23 protein-coding genes and 1 pseudogene are annotated in these 19,117 nt (G+C 66.1%); 11 read left to right on the top strand and 13 right to left on the bottom strand.

What is annotated here, in order from left to right:
* The first annotated feature begins 9 nt into the window (after positions 1–9).
* The 5 genes and pseudogenes from IM784_RS08390 to IM784_RS17710 all read left to right on the top strand — a co-directional run.
* Entirely contained in the window at positions 10–789 is a 780-nt protein-coding gene (locus IM784_RS08390; RefSeq protein WP_199554866.1) for a hypothetical protein, read from the top strand.
* Positions 786–1,046, top strand: a complete 261-nt coding sequence (locus IM784_RS08385) for a hypothetical protein (protein WP_199554865.1) — start codon at positions 786–788, stop codon at positions 1,044–1,046. Before IM784_RS08390 ends, IM784_RS08385 begins: the two co-directional genes overlap by 4 nt.
* Complete coding sequence (locus IM784_RS08380; protein WP_199554864.1) at positions 1,043–1,501, top strand: hypothetical protein; 459 nt, start codon at positions 1,043–1,045, stop codon at positions 1,499–1,501. Before IM784_RS08385 ends, IM784_RS08380 begins: the two co-directional genes overlap by 4 nt.
* A 7-nt stretch (positions 1,502–1,508) precedes the next feature.
* Entirely contained in the window at positions 1,509–1,778 is a 270-nt protein-coding gene (locus tag IM784_RS08375; protein ID WP_199554863.1) for a hypothetical protein, read from the top strand.
* A gap of 515 nt (positions 1,779–2,293) precedes the next feature.
* Positions 2,294–2,395, top strand: a pseudogene (locus IM784_RS17710) (PEPxxWA-CTERM sorting domain-containing protein); the annotation flags it as partial.
* On the opposite strand, the gene IM784_RS08365 reads toward IM784_RS17710, so the two are convergent.
* The 3 genes from IM784_RS08365 to IM784_RS08355 form a co-directional block, all read right to left on the bottom strand.
* Positions 2,367–4,088, bottom strand: coding sequence for an N-acyl-D-amino-acid deacylase family protein (locus tag IM784_RS08365; protein ID WP_199554861.1), 1,722 nt, complete (start codon positions 4,086–4,088; stop codon positions 2,367–2,369). The pseudogene IM784_RS17710 and the gene IM784_RS08365 overlap by 29 nt on opposite strands.
* 126 nt (positions 4,089–4,214) lie before the next feature.
* Entirely contained in the window at positions 4,215–4,775 is a 561-nt protein-coding gene (locus IM784_RS08360; RefSeq protein ID WP_199554860.1) for a DUF3011 domain-containing protein, read from the bottom strand.
* A 12-nt stretch (positions 4,776–4,787) separates the two neighbouring features.
* Entirely contained in the window at positions 4,788–5,228 is a 441-nt protein-coding gene (locus IM784_RS08355; protein ID WP_199554859.1) for an EF-hand domain-containing protein, read from the bottom strand.
* A 156-nt stretch (positions 5,229–5,384) separates the two neighbouring features.
* On the opposite strand from IM784_RS08355, the gene IM784_RS17425 reads away from it, so the two are divergent.
* The gene (locus IM784_RS17425) at positions 5,385–5,513 is read left to right on the top strand and encodes a hypothetical protein (RefSeq protein WP_268920827.1); all 129 of its coding nucleotides are present in this window, start codon (positions 5,385–5,387) and stop codon (positions 5,511–5,513) included.
* A gap of 9 nt (positions 5,514–5,522) precedes the next feature.
* Here IM784_RS17425 and IM784_RS08350 read toward each other — a convergent pair whose 3' ends face one another.
* The 4 genes from IM784_RS08350 to IM784_RS08335 form a co-directional block, all read right to left on the bottom strand.
* A complete protein-coding gene (locus IM784_RS08350) occupies positions 5,523–5,987 on the bottom strand; it encodes a GreA/GreB family elongation factor (protein WP_199554858.1) in 465 nt (154 codons plus the stop codon).
* 126 nt (positions 5,988–6,113) lie between these two features.
* Positions 6,114–6,764, bottom strand: coding sequence for an HAD-IA family hydrolase (locus IM784_RS08345; RefSeq protein WP_199554857.1), 651 nt, complete (start codon positions 6,762–6,764; stop codon positions 6,114–6,116).
* On the bottom strand, positions 6,761–7,516 hold the full coding sequence (locus tag IM784_RS08340) for a sulfotransferase (RefSeq protein WP_235976712.1): 756 nt from the start codon (positions 7,514–7,516) through the stop codon (positions 6,761–6,763). The genes IM784_RS08345 and IM784_RS08340 overlap by 4 nt, the downstream gene beginning before the upstream one ends.
* Entirely contained in the window at positions 7,513–8,448 is a 936-nt protein-coding gene (locus IM784_RS08335; protein WP_199554856.1) for an aminotransferase class IV, read from the bottom strand. The genes IM784_RS08340 and IM784_RS08335 overlap by 4 nt, the downstream gene beginning before the upstream one ends.
* Positions 8,449–8,502: 54 nt before the next feature.
* Between IM784_RS08335 and IM784_RS08330 the strand changes: the two genes are divergently transcribed.
* The gene (locus IM784_RS08330) at positions 8,503–9,750 is read left to right on the top strand and encodes a dicarboxylate/amino acid:cation symporter (protein WP_199554855.1); all 1,248 of its coding nucleotides are present in this window, start codon (positions 8,503–8,505) and stop codon (positions 9,748–9,750) included.
* A 248-nt stretch (positions 9,751–9,998) separates the two neighbouring features.
* Positions 9,999–11,246, top strand: coding sequence for a cytochrome P450 (locus IM784_RS08325; protein WP_199554854.1), 1,248 nt, complete (start codon positions 9,999–10,001; stop codon positions 11,244–11,246).
* Positions 11,247–11,348: 102 nt separating this feature from the next.
* Here IM784_RS08325 and IM784_RS08320 read toward each other — a convergent pair whose 3' ends face one another.
* The 4 genes from IM784_RS08320 to IM784_RS08305 form a co-directional block, all read right to left on the bottom strand.
* On the bottom strand, positions 11,349–11,549 hold the full coding sequence (locus IM784_RS08320) for a hypothetical protein (RefSeq protein ID WP_199554853.1): 201 nt from the start codon (positions 11,547–11,549) through the stop codon (positions 11,349–11,351).
* A complete protein-coding gene (gene vapC / locus IM784_RS08315; protein WP_199554852.1) occupies positions 11,546–11,953 on the bottom strand; it encodes a type II toxin-antitoxin system tRNA(fMet)-specific endonuclease VapC in 408 nt (135 codons plus the stop codon). The genes IM784_RS08320 and vapC overlap by 4 nt, the downstream gene beginning before the upstream one ends.
* Positions 11,953–12,186, bottom strand: a complete 234-nt coding sequence (vapB, locus tag IM784_RS08310; protein WP_199554851.1) for a type II toxin-antitoxin system VapB family antitoxin — start codon at positions 12,184–12,186, stop codon at positions 11,953–11,955. Before vapB ends, vapC begins: the two co-directional genes overlap by 1 nt.
* Positions 12,187–12,259: 73 nt before the next feature.
* Entirely contained in the window at positions 12,260–12,688 is a 429-nt protein-coding gene (locus IM784_RS08305) for a DUF805 domain-containing protein (protein WP_199554850.1), read from the bottom strand.
* Positions 12,689–12,931: 243 nt separating this feature from the next.
* On the opposite strand from IM784_RS08305, the gene IM784_RS17160 reads away from it, so the two are divergent.
* Together IM784_RS17160 and IM784_RS08295 are read left to right on the top strand one after the other, a co-directional pair.
* Entirely contained in the window at positions 12,932–13,231 is a 300-nt protein-coding gene (locus tag IM784_RS17160; protein WP_235976705.1) for a hypothetical protein, read from the top strand.
* Positions 13,232–13,417 carry a hypothetical protein gene (locus IM784_RS08295; protein WP_199554849.1) on the top strand — a complete coding sequence of 62 codons (186 nt, stop codon included), beginning with the start codon at positions 13,232–13,234 and terminating at the stop codon, positions 13,415–13,417.
* On the opposite strand, the gene IM784_RS08290 is transcribed toward IM784_RS08295, so the two are convergent.
* Positions 13,386–14,906 (bottom strand): YifB family Mg chelatase-like AAA ATPase, encoded by a 1,521-nt coding sequence (locus IM784_RS08290; RefSeq protein ID WP_199554848.1) that lies wholly within the window; start codon positions 14,904–14,906, stop codon positions 13,386–13,388. The two genes, IM784_RS08295 and IM784_RS08290, sit on opposite strands and share 32 nt — an antisense overlap.
* Positions 14,907–15,029: 123 nt before the next feature.
* Between IM784_RS08290 and ppc the strand changes: the two genes are divergently transcribed.
* Positions 15,030–17,696, top strand: a complete 2,667-nt coding sequence (gene ppc, locus IM784_RS08285; protein ID WP_199554847.1) for a phosphoenolpyruvate carboxylase — start codon at positions 15,030–15,032, stop codon at positions 17,694–17,696.
* A 118-nt stretch (positions 17,697–17,814) separates the two neighbouring features.
* Here ppc and IM784_RS08280 read toward each other — a convergent pair whose 3' ends face one another.
* On the bottom strand, positions 17,815–19,095 hold the full coding sequence (locus IM784_RS08280; RefSeq protein ID WP_199554846.1) for a PDZ domain-containing protein: 1,281 nt from the start codon (positions 19,093–19,095) through the stop codon (positions 17,815–17,817).
* Positions 19,096–19,117: the final 22 nt, after the last annotated feature.

The following is a 19,117-nucleotide window of genomic DNA, read 5'->3' as shown; positions in this document are numbered from 1 at the left end:
GCGGGGGCAATGATCCTGGGTTTCCTGCTGGCACGCAAATACCGCCCGGGCTGGGTTACCAGCCAGCATTTGCAGGATTGGCAGGCCTTGCTGACGATCCTGGGCATTGTCGTTGCCGGGCTGTGGTTTTTCTTCGAGCGGCCGGATGCGGGCAAGATCGAGATCGATCAGGATCTGCGGGTGGCGCCGATCGACCAGCGCTGGGTGCGGTTGTTCATCACCATCAGCGTCACCAACGTGGGCGAAACCGGGCTGAGCTTTGACGACCAGCCCTATCTGCTGACGCTGTCGGAGCTGGCGGTGAAGGAGAAGCCGCGGGTGCCCGACCCGCTGAGCGAGGAAGAACTGGCACGGTCGCGATCGAGCGCGGACCGGCGCAACCGCAAGCTGATGCTGCCGATCCGTGAGGGGCTGGGAGCTGTGCCGCGCGCGAACTTCATCGGCGGCAATTATCGCGAGATCCCACCGGACGCAGTGGCGCGGACGATCAGCCGAAGCGACCGGGGGCTGACGATCATCCTGGAGTCGAAGGAAAAGGAGGAGCTGATCTTTTCCGCCCATGTGCGCTGCCGGGAAGGGTTGGTGCTCTACAGCCTGTTCCAGCTGGAGAAGAAATATACCTGGTATGATCGGGTGTTGAGAATGCTACGCTGGGGCGAGGCGCGTTCGGAATGGGTGCCAGCGTATCGGAGCAGGCGAATCCTTGACTTGGCGGAGACCTGTGGGAAGATTTCGACTCAGAACGCGCAGGCGCCAGGGCAGGCGGCTGCCGGGACAGGGGGCAGATGATGGATAACAGGATGTGGACGGTGCTGCTGCTGGCGGGAGCGCTGGGGGCGTGTACGCCGCCGAAGACGGAATCGAGCGCTTCTGAGGCGCAGGAGAGTGCCGCTGATACGGCGGTGCAGGCCGATGCGGTGGTCAACCCGGCAGCCGAGGTGCCGGCTGATGCAGCTGCGATGGCGAATGGTGCTGCCGATGCTGCCCCAGCTGCCGACGCGGCAGCGGCGCCTGCCGGCCAACCTGAGTGGCCACCGAAGAAATGAGGCAGCTTCCTGGAGCATTGTTGCTGGCGGCCTTGCTGCCGGTGACCGGAGCCGTGGCGCAGGCGCCTGCGGCGGTCAAAGCAGCGCAGGTGGCGGGGACGGAGCCGGTGGTTGCCTGCGCGCCGACGGCGAAGACGGCTGACGCGACGGGGCAGGAAGGCGTGAAGGCTGCGGCCGGCATCGCCGGCATGGGGCAAACGCCGGCCGAGGCCGGCAAGCCGCAAACGCCGGCGAAGGCCGTCGGTACATGCCGCGCCGAAGGGCCGGAGACGAAGGAAGCGCCGGTCACAAAGGGCTTCTCGCTGTCCAAGCCGATGGCGACGTCGGCGATGCCGGGAGCGGCTGCGGCAAGGCCTTCTGCACGTACGGCAGAGCCGGCTTCTGCAGCCGATGCACCGGCGGATTCGGCCCCTGCGAATGCTCCGGCCGGAAAACCGGAGTGGCCGCCGAAATAGACGGCCGATGCGGCTGATGTGCCGGATCGTCGTTTGGGGCTTTGTGCTGCTCTATGGACTGGCGCTGACGGTGGCGCTGGTGGGGACGAAGGGGCTGTTCGGCATGCCGCCGGATGGGCTGGCGGCGGTTTACCTGATCCTGCTGGGGCAACCATGGGCGATGCTGGCGGGCGGCCTGCCGGCGCCGTTCGGGATGTGGGGAGCCGTTGCCGCGCCGGCGATCAACCTGTTGCTGCTGTTCTGGCTGTGCCGGCGGGCGAAACGTCGGTCGACGTAGGGCGTGATAGGACTGCCGGGGAATTTCTGCTATGACCGTGCCGGGTTTCTGTTGGCGTTGCGGGGGGTCGTCGCGCTGGTCGGCAATCGGGTCGGCTGGGTGTGGCGGCAAGCAGGAGCGCCAGCATGCATGGCCTTCAACGAATTTCCATCCTGGCACTGATGGCCGGGATGGTTCCGGCGCCGCTTTGGGCGGCCACCACGCTGAACCCGCCGGCCGGCACGTTCGATCTGCACATGTTCTTCAAGGACAAGCCGCGTTGCGATGATTTCGCCTTGCCCGGCGTCTTTCCGGTGCCTGGCCGGGCCTGCTCGCACGTGGAGGTCGAGGACGTGCTGGGCAACAAGACGAAACTGTGGCGGGTGGATTTCTTCTCACCCGTTCAGAGCTTCCCCAATCCGATGACGCTGGATGGGCTGGGGCCGCTGGGTGGCGCTTTCCCGAATGCATTGCTCTATGCCTATTGGACGGACAAGGACCACAAGGAGACATCAAGGCTGGTCTTTGACATGCCGATGGGGGCCGGTGCGCCGGAGCCTGCGGCCTGGGCGATGATGCTGGCCGGCTTTGGGGTGATCGGGTGGAGCCTCAGGCGGCGGCGGCTGCTCCCCGCCTGACGAGCCGGCCGGGGAGTTCGCCGGTGGGCTGGCCGTTGCGCCAGGTGACCTTGCCGGAGACGATGGTGGCAGCGATGCCTTCCACGCGCTGGTGCATGCGCTTGCCGCCTGCCGGGAGGTCGTACTCCACGGTGGGGACGAGGACCTTCAGAGCGTCCAGGTCTATGAGGTTGATGTCGGCCTTGAGGCCTGTTTCGAGGCGGCCGCGATCGGACATGCCGATGAGGGCGGCGGGGCGGCTGGTGAGTTCGGCGATTGCGTCTGCGAGTTCGATGCGTTCGTCCGCGGCGGCGTCGCGCGCCCAGCGCTGCAGGAAGAAGGTGGGGAAGCTGGCGTCGCAGATGAGGCCATAGTGGGCGCCGCCATCCGCCAGCGCCATGACGGTGGAGGGGTGGCCGAGCATTTCGCGCACCGGTTTCAGATTGCCCTCGGTATAGTTGGCGGCGGGCAGATAGAAGACGGCCTGGCCCTCGTTGGCGAGGAGGGCGTCGTAGGCATATTCCGAGAGCGTCAGCCCGGCGGCGCGGGCGCGACAATCGACACGGTCCTCGCGCCGGGGTTCATAATCGGGGAGATCGCCCCACTGGTAGGAACCGCGGAAGGCATCGATCAGGACGAGGGTGGTGGGATTGGTGTTTTCAGGCTGTTCGGAGAGCAGCCGGGCGCGGAAGGCCGGGTCGCGCAGGATCGCGACGCGCTCGGCGAGCGGCAGGTCGGCGATTTCCTTGTAGCTGGGGTGGCTGCTGAAATGGTGCAGCGTCAGATCGAGGCCGAAGAACATGCCGACCGGGCGCGGGGCGACCTGGCCGCGCATGGTGAGGCCGTCGGCTGCGGCCTGCTCCAGCCCCTTCAGATGGTGGCGCCAGCCCTCGCCGGGTTGGCCGGGGACGTCGAGCAGGGTGAAGGAAAGCGGGCGGCCGCTGGTTTCGGCGACCTGCCGGAGCACGGCGAATTCGGTTTCGGCGGGCTCCGCTGGCGCCGGGATGATCTGGAAGACGCCGGCATCGGCGTCCGAGAGGCCGCCGGCCAGTGCGCAGAGTTCATCGACGTCGGAGAAGAGGCTGGGGGCAAGATCGCCGGCGCGGGTGCGGTGCATGACGTTGCGCGAAGTGGTGACGCCGAAGGCGCCGGCGTTGATCCCCTCGGTGACGAGGGCGCGCATGGCGGCGAGGTCTTCGGCGGTGGGCGGCTCCTTCGCGGCGGCGCGATCGCCCATCACATAGACGCGGAGCGCCGAGTGCGGGATTTGCGTTGCGACGTCGATGTCGAAGCGGCGCTGATCGAGGGCTTCGAGATATTCGGGGAAGGTTTCCCAGTTCCACGGCAGGCCTTCGACCATGACGATTTCGGGGATGTCCTCGATGCCTTCCATCAGCTTCACGAGGGTGTCGCGCTGGTGCGGGCGGCAGGGCGCGAAGCCGACGCCGCAATTGCCCATCACGGCGGTGGTGACGCCGTGGCCGGAGGAGGGGGCGAGATGACTGTCCCAGGTGACCTGGCCGTCGAAGTGGGTGTGGACGTCGACGAAGCCGGGGGTGACGAGGAGGCCGGTGGCATCGAGCGTTTCCGTGGCGGTGCCGGGGATGTCGCCGATGGCGGCTATGCGGCCGTCGAGGATGGCGATGTCGGCGTGGCGCGGCGGGGCGCCGGTGCCGTCGTGGACGGTGCCGCCCCGGATGATGAGGTCATACATCGGCTTCTCCCCGCGCCCAGTATCGACAGGATAGTCGCAGGGTTGGGGAGATCGGACAACGGGCGCTTTTCGGAGCCTGCGGAACAGGCGCGGCACAGCGCAGCATTGGCCGGGCGCTGGCGCGGATCAGCGCCCCGACCAGCAGCTGCTGTAGCCGGAGGAATAGGCCTGCTCGCTGCGGCTGTTGAAGCTGGAGCCGTGGCGGCTGTAGTCGCGGCTCATGCTGCGGGATTTGTCCTGCCGGGCGGCGTTGCAGCCGTTGTTCCAGTTGGATTGATAATCGGTGGAACCGGACTGCTGCTTCTTGTTGCTGGCGGCGGAGGCGATCAGGGCCGCACCGAGGATGGCGCCGATGGCGACGGCTGCTGCTGCGCCGTCGTTGTTCTTGCTGCGATCCTGGCCTGAATAATAATCATTGTCGCCATGCCAGTTGTTGCCGCTGTAGCCGGTCTGGAACTCCGCGCGGCAACCGCCGGAGACCCAGATGCCATTGCCGTCGTAGCCCCAGGTATCGCCCTGGTAGCAGCCGTTGCGGCTGAGCTGGTTGGAGAGATAGACGCCGCCGCGGGTGTTTGCGGCGCAGTAGCGCTCGCGCCCGTCGGATTCGCAGGTGATGGTATCGGCGAGGGCGGGGGCCGCAAGGGCGAAGGCGGCGAGGATGGCTGCTCCGGTGCGGATCATGTGCATGGCTTCGGTCTCTCAGAAAGCGCGGCTGGGGCGGATGGTGTCGTGCCATTCGGCGGGCGTAAGTGCGCCGTCCTTGTTTGCATCGCCGGAATCGAACAGCTTGCGCATCGCGGCGTTGAACGTGGCGGCGCTGATGTCTGCTGCCGGCTTCGGAGCGCTGGGGCCGGCGAGAGCCTGTAGTTCCGCGACCTGCAGGATGCCGTCGTTGTTGGCGTCGACATGGCCGAACAGGCGCATGGCACGGTTGCGATACTCCTCCCAGCTGATGACGAGATCCTCGTCGCGATCGGCGTAGGCGAAGGCGATTTGCGAGGCCGTGTCTCCGGCAGGGGCAAGGCCTGCGGCATTGTTTGCCATCGGGTCGTTCGCGAGCGGGGACTGGGCAGTGGCGGAGACCGCCGCCAGCAGGCAGATGAGGGCTGAAAGGCTTTTGAACGCAGTTGTCTTGATCATCCGCTTTTCCCCCGACAGGCCAGCAAGAATGTAATCGGATATCGGGGGTGTCAATGGCGGACCGCGCTCATTTGCGGTCCGCGCGAGATTGCGCGCGCCACGGCATTCGGTTTCGGCTAGATTGAGACGATCGGGTGTTCAGCGGGGAGAGTGACGGTGGCGAAGGGTCAGCAACGATCGACCAAGGAAGCGCGAAAGCCGAAGGCGAACAAGGGCCCCAAGCAGAATGCGTCCAATCCATCCACCAAGGGCAAGGTGCCTGCCGAGAGCCCCGCGAAGGAATAGCGCGGGGCTTTACGGCCGCACTTCGATCGCGAGGATTTCGATCGCATCCGGCTTTCCGCCATAGGGGACAAGATCGTCCTGTTCGGCGTGCATCATGGCGCGGGCGAGTGGAGCCGAGAAGGAAATCAGGCCGGCAGCGGGGTCTGCTTCGTCGTCTCCCACGAGGGTGAGGGTGCGTTCCTTGCCGTTCAGCCGGTAGGTGACGGTGGTGCCGAACTCGACCGTGGCGCCGGTTGGGATGGGCGCTGGCTGGGCGGTGGCCTGACGGGTTTGCCAATAGCGCAGGTCGCGCTTTGCGGCGTCCAGCGGTTGGCCCGCCGGGAGGGTTTGGACGAGCGCTTCCAGGGCGGCTGCTCTCTCCCGGACGAGTTCCAGCCCCCGTGCCGTCACGAGATTGGGGCCGGGGGGGATGGGGATTTCGAATTTTGGCTCGAGATGCTCTTCGTCGCTCTCTCGCCGGAAGGCGACGCTCATGCTGGGTCCTTTGTTTCAGGCAATGTATATCGGTTTTGGGGAGATGGGGCGCAAGGTTGTGCGGGTTGGCGCGGCTGATCTGCGGCAAGCCCGGCGTGCGCGGCGAAATGGGCCCGGGATCAGGTCCTAGAGCCGCGTGCCCAGGAGCTTGTTCAGATCCTCCAGCGCCTGTTCCTCGCCGTTCACCTTGATTGCCGTCATGCCCAGCGTTGCGGCGGGTTTGCAGTTTATGCCGAGGTCGTCGAGGTAGATGCATTCGGCGGGTGCTACGCCGAGGGCTTCGGTCATCCTGGTGTAGATGCGCGGATCGGGTTTGCGGATGCCGGCTTTGGAGCTTTCGATGATGTGGTCGAAGCGTTGCATGACCTCGGCGATGGCGTTGGCCTTTTCGGCGTTGGCGGTCATGCCGGGGCCGTGACCTGTCGGGGCGTTGTTGGTGATGCAGCCGAGCTTGTAGCCCTGGGCCTTCAGCGTATCGAGGGCGGCTACCATGCGGGGGCGGATGTCGCCTGCTAGGAGGGCGATTACGTCTGCGCCGCGCACTTCCTGGCCCAGCGCGTCGGCCTCCGCGGTGAAGATCTGGTCGAACTGCTCGGCGGTGATTTCGCTGCGTTCGAATCTGGCCCAGGCGTTGCTGTCCGGGTTGGTGGCGTTCACCGTGCGGATGAAATTGTGCGGCAGGCCGCGCTGGGCTTCGTAGCGGTTGAAGGCGTCGAAGGGGGACGAGGTGATGACGCCGCCGAAATCGAAGAGGATGGCGGTGTAGGTGCGGCTCATGCGGTGATCCTGAACTGGTGGAGATGGGCGTAGTCGGCGGCGCAGGCGTCGGCGATGGCTTGTGCTTCGGGCGTCAGCCGGGGGAGGGCGCCGGGGGGCGGGCCGAAGCCGGTGCTGGCCTCGACGCTGGCGTACCAGTGGCTGGCCCAGATGCCGTCGGTCTCGCGGCGGCCGGGGAGCCAGTGGAGCATGTGCGGGCTCCAGGGGATGTTCAGGGCGGCGCACAGCGCGGTGAGGGTGGCTTCGGGGTTGGCGAGGATGTCGGCGCTGTCGACCACGGGCGGGGCGTGGCCGAGCGTATCGGCGAGCTCGTCGAACCATCGGCGCTGGCGGGCGAGGCCGAGATGTTCGGGACGGACGGCTTCGCGCTTCTCGGCGTAGCTGGCGACGACGCGGACGGGGTCACGGATGAGGAAGGCGTGGCTGTGGGTGGGGAGATCGGCGATGCCGATCGGCCCTTCCATATGGTGGGCCATATGCTTTTGATACCAGATGGGCTTTTCGCCGGGAACAGGGCCGGAGAGGGTGCGGGTGATGCTGGCCCAGTCGCAATCCATGTCGGCGATGACGTCGGCGGCCATTGGTTGCGGGTCGCCGGTCAGTTTCAGGTAGGCGCCGTAATAGGGTTCGTCGGAGACGGCCGTGTCTGGCCGGGCGCCGAAGCTGCGCAGCATGGCGGTGGAGAGGTTGCGCGGGCCTGACCACATGGCAATGCGGGTAGGGGCTATGCGGGTGGGGGCAATGCGCTTCATGGCCGGAGGCGCCCTTCGGTATCGGCCGTGGCATAGGCCTTGTAGAGGGTTTGCAGGCGCTCGACCATCGGGCCGCGACCTTCCGTGAGCTGGCGGCCGTCTATGCTGGTGACGGGGACCACGCCGGCGAAGGTGCCGGTGACGAAGGCTTCATCGGCACCGTAAACGTCTGTGAGGGAGAAGTTTTTCTCGAACACGGGGATGTTGTTGTCTTCGCAGAGGCGGATGACGTTGCCGCGGGTGATGCCGCCGAGGCAATAGTCGCCGGTGCTGGTCCAGACCTCCTGCTGGCCGCGGCGGTTGCGCTTGACGATGAAGAAATGGGTGGAGTTGCAGGTGGCGACGAAGCCGTGTGGATCGAGCATCAGCGCTTCGTCGGCGCCCGCCTCGGTCGCCTGGATGCAGGCGGTGATGCAGTTGAGCTTGGAATGGGAGTTGAGCTTCTGGTCCTGCACGTCGGGGTAGCCGCGGCGGACGTGGACGGTGAACAGGCGGATGCCGCGCTCCAGCGTTGCCGGGAGCGGGTCCTTGTGCTCGGCGATGATGACGATGGTGGCGGGAGAAACGACGACGCGCGGATCCTGATAGGGGGTGGAGCGGATGCCGCGGGTGACCATGAGGCGGATGTGGCAGCTGGTCATGTTGTTGGCGTCTATGGTGGCGTAGAGGCGCTGTTCGAGTTCTTCGCGGGTGACGCCGACGTTCATGGCTATGGCTTTTGCGCCTTCCCACAGGCGATCGAGATGCTGATCGAGGAAGGCGATTCGGCCGGCGTGGACGCGCAGGCCTTCCCAGACGCCGTCGCCCAGCATGAAGCCGCTGTCGAAGACGGAGACGGTTGCCTGCGCGCGGGGGATCAGCGCTCCGTTGATGTTGATGAGGATGTCCGCGTTGCGCGGATCGGCGACGAAATCGTGGGTTCCTTGGGCCATGTCGGTGAACCTATGGCTCTTGCGGCGGGCTAGGCAACCTGACTAGTTGTCGGAATGGGTAATAAACTTACGTGGTGGATCCTGGGTGCGCTGGCGCTGGGGCTGGTGGCGGGATTTGTGGTGCATCGGACGGCATCGCCCGACGAGGCGAAGGAAGTTGTCTATTACCTCTCCATCGTGACCGACCTGTTCCTGCGGATGATCAAGATGATCATTGCGCCGCTGGTGCTGGCGGCGCTGATTTCGGGCATCGGCCATATGGGGGGCGATGCGAGCGCGCTGGGGCGGATCGGCGGGCGGGCGATTGCCTGGTTTATCGCCGCGTCGTTCGTTTCGATCACCATCGGCATCATTGCGGTGAACTGGTTGCAGCCGGGTGTGGGGCTGGACCTGCCCCTGCCGCCGGTGCTGGCGGACAGCGGCATCCACTCCCAGGGCTTTGATGCGAAGAAGTTCTTCACCGATCTGGTGCCGAAGTCGATCTTCGAAGCGATGGCGGGGAACCATATCCTGCAGATCGTGGTGTTCTCGATCTTTGCCGGGATCGCCTTGTCGGCCATGGGGGAGAAGGGGGCGCCGCTGTTGAAGGCGATGGACGCCTTGATGCACCTGATGCTGATCGTGACCGGCTATGTGATGCGCTTTGCGCCGCTGGCGGTGTTTGCGGCGGTGACGGCAACGATTTCGGAGCGCGGGCTGGGGGTGCTGGTCACCTATGGCGCGTTCATGGGCGGGTTCTACGTGGCGCTGGTGCTGCTGATGGCGACGATCCTGTTTGCCGGCGGGCTGGTGATCGGGATGAAGCCGGTGCTGCGGCTGGCGGCGGAGATTCGCGATCCGATCGTGCTGGCATTCACGACGGCGAGTTCGGAGGCGGCCTATCCGCGGACTTTGGACGCCCTGGATCGGGTGGGGGTGCCGCGGAAGATTTCGAGCTTTGTGCTGCCGCTGGGCTATTCGTTCAATCTGGATGGGTCGATGATGTATTGCGCCTTTGCGACGATCTTCATCGCGCAGGCCTATGGCATCGATCTCAGCATCGCGCAGGAAGTGACGATGCTGCTGATCCTGATGGTGACGTCGAAGGGGATGGCCGGGGTGCCGCGGGCGAGCCTGGTGGTGATCGCGGCGACGCTGGGGCAGTTCAACATTCCCGAGGCCGGGCTGATCCTGATTCTGGCGGTGGACCATTTCCTGGACATGGGGCGTTCGGCGACGAATGTGGTGGGAAATGCGGTGGCGACGGCGGTGGTTGCGGAATGGGAGAAGAAGCGGGTGCCTGCGCCGGCCGCCGATGGCTAAACCCCGGGCGTAGCCCGCAAGGCCGACCGGCCGTCGGAGCTAATGCGAGGAACCGGCGCGGAGCGCCGTAGGCATGACGGGCATAGCCCGCAAGCGCGACTGCGCGCCCGCGCTAATGCGCGGAGCTGGCCGCAGGCCAGCGCAAGACAATTGGCATTCGTCGAATTATGCGGAGTAGTACTCCGCACTGGGTTGACTCGGACGTGATCTGAGTTAGGCTCAGCCCCAATTCACTGGGGAGTGAGACTATGGCTACGCTTGCGCGCGAAACCGGTTTGGCGCTGGACATCCTGGATGTGGGGGAACCGCATCGCTGGCAAGACAATTACGACCGCGTTCTGAAGGATTTCGCCGCGATGCGGGCCGAGGGGCCTGTGCACTGGTGCCCGGAATCCATCTATGGCCCCTATTGGAATGTGGTTTCGCACCAGCACATCATGGAAGTGGAGGGGCGGCCCGACATCTTTTCTTCGAGCTGGGAGAAGGGCGGAATCACGATCGCCGACCGGCAGGACAACCAGGAAGAGCCGCCGATGCCGATGTTCATCGCCATGGACCGGCCGCAGCATACCGGGCAGCGCCGGACCGTGGCGCCGGCCTTTACGCCGGCCGAAATGGAGCGGCAGAAGGCCGATATTCGCCGCCGCACCGCCGAGCTGCTGGACAGCCTGCCGGTTGGCGAGCGCTTTGACTGGACCGACAAGGTTTCGATCGAGCTGACGACCGGCATGCTGGCGCTGCTGTTTGACTTCCCCTGGGAAGATCGGCGGCTGCTGACGAAATGGTCGGATGCGGCGACCGATTTCGAAGCCATCGAGAACGAGGAAAAGGACAAGGCACGCTGGGCGACGCTGTATGAGATGGTCGGCTATTTCACCAACCTGTGGAACGAGCGCGCCAACAAGGAGCCGGCGCCGGACCTGATCTCGATGATGATCCACTCCGACGCGACGAAGAACATGACGCCGCAGGAGTATCTGGGCAATCTGGTGCTGCTGATCGTGGGTGGGAACGACACGACGCGCAACAGCATGTCTGGCGCAGCAATGGTGCAGCATCTGCACCCCGAGGGCTGGCAGAAGATGATGGCCAACCCGGAGCTGATCCCGAACGCGGTTTCCGAGCTGATTCGCTGGCAGACGCCGCTGGCGCATATGCGGCGGACGGCGCTGGAGGATTTCGAGGTGGGCGGGCAGACGATCCGCGCCGGCGAGAAGCTGGTGCTGTGGTATCTGTCGGCGAACCGCGACGAGACGATATTCCCCAATGGCAATCTGTTCGACCCGACGCGGGAAAATTCGCGGCGGCATCTGAGCTTTGGGTTTGGCATCCACCGCTGCGTGGGTGCGCGGCTGGCGGAACTGCAGATCAACATCCTGCTGGAAGAGATGCACAAGCGGAAGATGGCCGTGGAGGTGGTGGGCGAACCGAAGCGGGTGTACTCGTCGTTCGTGCATGGGTTCCGGGAGCTGCCGGTGGTGATGCGGCGGGGTTGATTGCGGCTTTCGGGTGATTTGAAGGGGCGCTGCCCCTCCACCCTGGCGGGCAGATCTGTCCCGTGCATCCGGATTTGGCCATTTGTCGTCGAGATTTGAAGTTTAAAGAAGATCTGACAGCATATCGCGAAGCTCTTCCTTGGCTTCGTCGAACCTCGCGGAGGAATATTCAATCGAGAAGCTCGTCTCGTCGTTTCCGTATCCGCACGCACCGAGAAAAAGGTTCTTCAGGTCATCCGGCAGCCGAGCGGTCGGCCTTTCCCACAGCGCGAAACAATGGCGCGCGTTTGCGGTGAGAATCAATCTGCGCTTTCCCAATCCTCGCAACGCAGGCCGTCCACGCGGTTGAACTCGCGCAGATTGCCGGTGATGACCGTGAGCCCTCTGCTGCGGGCATGGCCGGCTATCAGCAGATCGTAGGCGCCGATTGTCTGCCCGCCACGTTCAAGGCTTCCGCGGATGTCGGCGGCGTGATCGGCGGCTTCGGAATCGAAGGGGAGGATTTCGAGGCGGGAGGCAAACCGCTCTACTTCCTTCCGGTGATGGTCGGGGCGGGCAGATTTTGCGGCGCCTGTCAGCAGTTCATAGAGGATGATTGTCGAGACGCACAGGCTGTCCGCATGGCCATTGAATCGTTCCCTAAGGCCTTGGGGACGATCGCGCAGAACGCGGATGCAGAGGTTGGTGTCCAGCATGTAGCGCAGCATCAGAAGGTTTCCCGCTGCTGAGCCTCCGGCTGGCTACGATCCGGCAGGTCGATGCCGGGCGCTGCAAAGAAATCGTCCCATGCCGCATCGGCCGGCACGATGAGCCTTTGTCGACCCTGTTTCAGCACCCGCACTTCGCGCACATTTTCCGGAAAGGCGACGGCCTTCGGCAGGCGGACGGCCTGCGAGCGATTGGATCGGAATAGGGGCGTGCGTACGCTTGGTTCTGCCATGTATCTGGCTCCTGGGCGGGATATCCCGAAGATATATCCCGTCGGACATTGAATGCAAGTGATCAGGCCTGCTTCAGCTCGCCGGGCCGGGTCTGCCCTTCGGGTCCGGGCCGTAGCTGTTGGGGCCTCTGGTACCGTCTATCAGGAAGAAGATGAGGAGGACGAGGGCGCCTATCGCGAGGAGGTTGAGGAGGAGCCACCAGCCGCTCTTGTCGCTGTCGTGGAGGCGGCGGACGGAGACGGCGAGGGACGGCAGGAAGAGGGCCAGCGAGACGAGGGCGATGACGATCATCGGCAGACGGGTGGGGCCTTCCATCAGGTTTCCGCTCATGGCGAAAAATTCGTCTGTGCCGACGACCTTGTCCGGCAAGGCGGCGAAGAGCCAGGCGAATAGGACGGCAGAGATGATCCAGATGAAGAGCTGCCAGAGCCAATATTCCCTGCGCCGGGCGCGGCCGGAAAAGGTGGCGAATTTGCGAAGTGGTTCGAACATCAGTGACATATGGTAACCCCCTGTTAGCGGGCAGTTTAAGCCAGATTCGCGGGGCTGGCTAGCGGTTGTGTACGAGGCGCGAGGGGAGGGTTTGCTTGCCCCGGAGCGCCATTTCCGTTAACCATATTTTGCGCGGCATGGGCTGACCGGCGCGCAATATCAGTCGGAATTCGACAAGTGGGTGGGCAAGGGGATGCGGCTGCGGGCGGTGCATCCGTATGCGACTGCCGGTGGCGTGCGCTATATGGCCTGGTGGGAGAAGAGCGCCGGGCCGGCCTGGACGGCACGGCACTGGCAGAGCGAACAGGCCTTCCGGCAGACAAGCTGGGCGATGGGGCGAAGCTGGCGGCCTGGGCCTGGGTGATTGCGACCGAGGCTGGGCCGGTTTCCGCGGAGACTACGGCGGATACCAACAAGTTCGCGCAGATTTCGAATGCGGCGAGCGCCGGGCGGTTTCGGCGGGCGCTGATCGGGCTGGCGCAGCGCGGAGGTGACGCCGATGGAGAGGCGGTGCAGCTGCGGATACCGGCGCTGCATACGGTGCTGCTGTGAGTGAAGGGCAAGCGCGAGGTGTATGAAGTGCTGGATAGCAGCGTTGCCGGGTTGGAGGTGGGGCGGCGCTATACGGCGGCGGAACTGGTGAAGATCCTGAAGCCGGAGGCGGAGGCGGCGATGCGCGGCGGGGACGTGGAGGGCCGACGGCCTTTCAGGATTGCGGGGCCTGGCGGCGGAAGCTGAGGGCCTCGGCGACGTGGGTACGTTGGGTGGTTGGGGTGCCTTCGAGGTCGGCTATGGTGCGGGCTACGCGGAGCATGCGGGTCCACGCACGGGCGGATAGTTTGAGGGTTTCGGCCGCGCGGGTGAGGAGCTGGCGGGCGGGTTCTTCGAGCATTTCCGGGGTTTCCAGCAGCTTGCCATCTGCTTCGGCATTGGTGCGGATGGCGGTGCCGGCGTAGCGGGCGGATTGCAGGGCTCTGGCCGCGGCTATGCGTTGGGCCACGTCTGCGCTGCGTTCGGCTGGCGACGGGAGGGCGAGATCGCTGGCCTTTACCGCCTGGATGTCGACGAACAGGTCGATGCGGTCGATGAGGGGGCCGGAGATTCTGGATTGATAGTCGGCGGCGCAGCGCGGGGCGCGGGCGCAGGCCAGGCTGGCGTCGGCGAGGTGGCCGCAGCGGCAGGGATTCATGGCGGCGATCAGCTGGACCCGGGCCGGGTAGGTGACGTGCAGGGCGGCACGGGCGACTTCCACTTCGCCGCGTTCCAGCGGCTGGCGGAGTGCGTCGAGGGCGCCGCGCTGGAACTCGGGGAGTTCATCGAGGAAGAGGACGCCGAGGTGGGCGAGGCTGACCTCGCCGGGGCGGGCGCGGGTGCCGCCGCCCACGAGGGCTGGCATGGAGGCGCTGTGATGGGGGCTTCTGAAGGGGCGGGTGCGGGCTATGCGGCCGCCTTCCAGCGTTCCGGCGAGCGAGGCGATCATGGCGACTTCCAGCGCCTCGGTGGTGGTGAGTTCGGGGAGGATGCCGGGCAGCGCCGCGGCCATCATCGATTTGCCGGCGCCCGGAGGCCCGCACATCATCAGGTTGTGGCCGCCGGCGGCGGCGATTTCGAGGGCGCGCTTGGGGGTTTCCTGACCCTTTACATCGCCCAGATCGGGGCCGGTGAAGGCCTTTGCTTCGAGCATGGCCGGGTTGGGCGGGGTGAGGAGCTGGCTGCCCTTGAAGTGGGCGACGAGGGCGTGGAGATCGGGGGCTGCGAGCACCTCCATGCCGCTGGCGGAGCCCAGCCAGGCGGCTTCGGGGCCCTGGGCGGCCGGGCAGATCAGGCCGAGCGATTTCGAGGCGGCATGCATGGCGGCCAGCAGCACGCCGGGTGACGGGGTTATGCGGCCGTCGAGGGAGAGTTCGCCGACCGCCACGAAGTGGGCGAGCGCCTCGGGGTCGAGGACTCCCATGGCGGCGAGGAGGCCCAGCGCGATGGGGAGATCGTAGTGGGAGCCGTTCTTCTCGAGGTCGGCAGGCGCCAGGTTCACGGTGATTTTCTTGGCCGGCATGGCGAGGCCGAGTGCGGCGAAGGCGGCTGAGACGCGGTCGCGGCTTTCCTTCACGGCCTTGTCTGGCAGGCCGACGACAACGAAGCTGACGAGGCCGGAAGCGAGCTGGACCTGCACATCCACGGCGCGGGCTTCGAGCCCGAGATAGGCGACTGTCGCCACGCGCGCGACCATCTACGCAACTCCACCAGTTATAGACCCGCTGTTTGCGTAGCGGCGAAAAGCGGTGGGCGGAAGGGCTGGCGCGGATTGTTGCAGCTGTTATGCTGCAGCTGCGAAAAAGAACAGGAACCACCCATGGCTGCAAACCCTCCGATCGTGCAGAACCCCGATATCCGGATGCTGGGGCGTATTTTGGGGGATGTGATCCGCGAGCGTGGCGGTGTGCGGCTGTTTCGGGGGACGGAATCCATTCGTGCGGCGTCGGTGGAGCGGCATCGCGGGCGGGGGTCCGTGGAGGATGTGGCGGATGCGCTGGGGGCCTTGTCTCTGGACGATACCCTGGCCTTCACGCGCGGCTTCATGCTGTTTTCGATGCTGGCGAACCTGGCCGAGGACCGGCAGATGGCGGCGGATACCGGGGCCGAACCGGGCTTTGGGCTGACCGAGGCGGTGCGGCGGCTGGGCGAGCGAGGCGTCTCTCGGGCGAAGGTGATGGCGACGCTGCGGCGGGCGAAGGTGGTGCCGGTGCTGACCGCGCATCCGACGGAAGTGCGGCGCAAGAGCGTGATCGACCACAAGACGCGGATTGCCGAGCTGATGGCGATGGCAGACCGCGGGGCGACTCATGCGGCGCCGGGCGAGACGATCGAGGCGGCGATCAAGCGGCAGGTGGCGCTCTTGTGGCAGACGCGGCCTATCCGGCGGGAGCGCATCCGTGTTGCCGACGAGATCGAAACGGCGCTGGCCTGGCTTCGCGACGATTTCCTCCCCGTCATGCCGGAGCTGGTGCAGGGCTGGGCGGAGGCTTTGGGCGAGGTGCCGCCGCCGTTCCTGACGATCGGGACGTGGATTGGCGGGGACCGCGACGGGAACCCGAATGTGACCGCTGACGCCTTGCGGCTGGCGATGGCGTCTGCGGCGCAGACCCTGTTCACCTGGTATCTGGACCGGGTGCATGCGCTGGGGGCGGAGCTGTCGATCTCGGCGGAGATTGCGCCGGTGCCGGAGGCGGTGCTGAAGCTGGCGGAGCTGAGCGGCGATACCAGTTCGGCGCGGACGGATGAGCCGTATCGGCGGGCTTTGACGGGTATTTACGCACGGCTGGCGGCGACTGCCGAGGCTTTGACCGGGTCTCCGCCGGCGCGGCCGGCGCGGATCGCGGCGCCTGCCTATGGCGGGCCGGACGAGTTTCTGGCCGACATCGATACCATCGCCAAGGGTGCGGAGATGGCCGGGGTTGGCGGCGGGGCGCTGGACCAGCTGCGCATTGCGGTGGGGTTGTTCGGCTTCCATCTGGCGACCCTGGACCTCCGGCAGAACAGCGATGTGCATGAGGCCTGTGCTGCCGAGCTGTTCCGGCTGGCGGGAGTTGAGGCGGACTATGCGGCGCTGGACGAGGCCGCCAAGGTGGCGCTGCTGCGGAAGGAGCTGACGAGCGCGCGCCTGTTGCAGACTCCGCTGGCGCCGGCTTCGGAGAAGGTGAATGGCGAGCTGGCGATCTTCCGGGCGGCTGCCGATGCGCGGCGGCGGCAGGGGGCGGCCGCGATCACGACGGCGATTGTTTCCAAGACCACCAGCGTTTCCGACCTGCTGGAGCCGCAGCTGATGATGCGGGAGAGCGGGCTGCTGAAGCCGGGGAAGGCGCCGGAAGCTGCGCTGATGGTGGTGCCGCTGTTCGAGACGATTGCCGACCTTGAAGCGGCGCCTGCGATCATGACCGAGTATCTGGGGCTGCCCGGTGTTGCCAAAGCAGCGCGGGCGCGCGGGGCGCAGGAAGTGATGATCGGTTATTCCGACAGCAACAAGGATGGCGGCTATCTGACCTCTACCTGGCAGCTGTTCAAGGCTTCGGCCGCGCTGGCGGAGGTGTTTCGCAAGGCGGACGTGCCGATCCAGCTGTTCCATGGGCGTGGGGGTTCGGTGGGGCGCGGCGGCGGGTCGAGCTTTGCCGCCATTCGGGCGCAGCCTGCGGGCACGGTGAACGCGCGGATTCGCATCACCGAGCAGGGTGAGGTGATCGCCGCCAAATATGGCACGCCGGAAGTTGCGGCGAAGACGCTGGATACGATGGCGTCGGCCACCCTGCTGGCGACCCTGGACCCGCCGCAAGTGGCGGATGCCGACATGGCGCGGTTCGAGGCGGCGATGGACGGCATTTCTACGCAGGCGTTTTCGGCCTATCGGGCGCTGGTCTATGGCGAGCCGGGGTTCCGCGCCTTCTTCCGGGCGATGACACCGATTTCCGAAATCGCGACGCTGAAAATCGGCTCGCGGCCGCCCAGCCGCACCGCCTCCGACGCGATCGAGGACCTGCGCGCCATCCCCTGGGTGTTCAGCTGGGCGCAGGCGCGGGTGATGCTGCCGGGCTGGTATGGCGCCGGACACGCGCTTTCGGCGTTCGAGGACAAGGGGCTGCTGAAGGCGATGGCGGAGGGCTGGCCCTTCTTCCAGGCGATGCTGGCGAACATGGAAATGGTGCTGGCAAAATCCGACATGGGAATCGCCGGGCGCTATGCGGCGCTGGCGGGCGAGAGCGGTGCGCCGCTGTTTGGGGCAATCCGCGATGGCTGGGGGCTGACGGTGGACTCGCTGCTGGCGGCCACCGGGCAGACGCGGTTGCTGGAGAAAAACCCGGCGCTGGATGGATCGATCCGGCTGCGGCTGCCCTATATCGAGCCGCTGAACCTGCTGCAGGTGGAGCTGCTGAAACGGCACCGGGCGGGCGAGGACGATGCGCGGATCGGCGAGGGGTTGCAGCTGAGCCTGAATGCGATTGCGACGGCTTTGCGGAACTCGGGGTAGGGCATTTGCCGCCGGCGGCCGGGCTCTGCCCGGAACCGGCAGTGGACGTCGCCGGACCTCATGCGCCGTCGCCGCCATCCGCGATCAGGCTTTCTTTCAGCAGACGCAACATGGCCGGTCACCCGGGTGCGGCACCGGCTAATTCCCCAACGATCTCGGCCTCCACCTCCAGCGTCGCGCCCTCGCGTTCCAGCGTCAGCCTCCGCCGCGTGCCGGGTGTTCCGCGCAGTGCCTGCAGGATGCCCTCCCGCGTCAGTTCCGCGGCCGTGCGCCCGTCTATCGCCAGCAGCCTGTCGCCCACTTTCGCGCCGGTCAGGTCCGGCTTGCCGTTGCGCGTCACGATGGCGCCGATCCGATAGAATTTCGTGCCCTTGATCAGCGAAATGCCCACAGCGTCCAGTTCGCCTGTCTGCGGTTCTCCGGTTCGCTTCCAGTAGCTCAGCTTTTTCCGGTAATCGAAGCTGACCCGATAGGGGCGCATCGCGTTGCCGCCAATCCAGCCGAACACCGGCTCGGCCGCCCCCTGGCCCCACAGCTTCCAGAACATCGCGTCCTTCACCTGGTCGGCCGGATGCCCCTGGGCGGGTGCCGTGCCCAGCACGCCGACATCGGTCAGCGTCAACGGGCCGATGGCCATCTGCGGCACCCGCACGACGGTTCCCAGCTGCTCCACATTCTCGGCCACCATCGCCTGATTGGAGGCGCCCAGCGCGCCATCAGCCCGATACCAGCCCGGATTGGCCTTCAGCCACCTGCGGACATCGTCGCCCCGGATCCAGCTGTATCCGCTGCCAGCGTCCAGCGCGACTGGCAGGGTGTGGCCGTCCACAAGGAGGCGTACCGAGGCAAGCCCCGTGGCCTCGTTCACCAGCATCGGCACTGCCACCCCATCGGGTGCCGGCGCGTCGGGCGCTTCCAGCGTCAGTGTTCGTGCGGGGTAATCCAGCGTGACGCGAAAAAGCGGCCACATGCCCGCCGGCAGCACCGCCTCCACGGGAAGCGGCCCCATCTGCGCGAAATTGCCGGCGGACATTGGCAGCAGCGCCGTGCTGTCCACCCGCACACTTGCCTCGCCAAGCGCAAACTCTACGGCGCCTCCGCCCAGCTCGGAATGCAGGGCGGGCGACAGACTCATGCCGCCGACGCCGAAATTCACCCAGGCCAGAGCCTTGCGGGTGCTGCCGTCCGCCTTGCGGAAAACCACATCGGTATAGATTCGCCCCCCATCCAGCAGGAAGGGAACGCTGGTAGGCGCCGACACGGGAGCAGCCAGGCTGATGGCTTGTGTCACGGGCTTTCCGAACGGCGCACGCACGCAGGCAGCAAGCGGCCACAGCGTCAGCAGGATCGCAGCCGACAGGACAACACGGGAACCGGCAGGCAATTTGGAATGGATCATGTTCAACCTCGACCAACGGCAA

Source organism: Sandaracinobacteroides hominis, from assembly GCF_016464365.1.
Classification (GTDB): Bacteria; Pseudomonadota; Alphaproteobacteria; order Sphingomonadales; family Sphingomonadaceae; genus Sandaracinobacteroides; species Sandaracinobacteroides hominis.
Note: the sequence above shows the minus strand (reverse complement) of the source record. Positions and strands in the feature narration are given on the sequence as shown.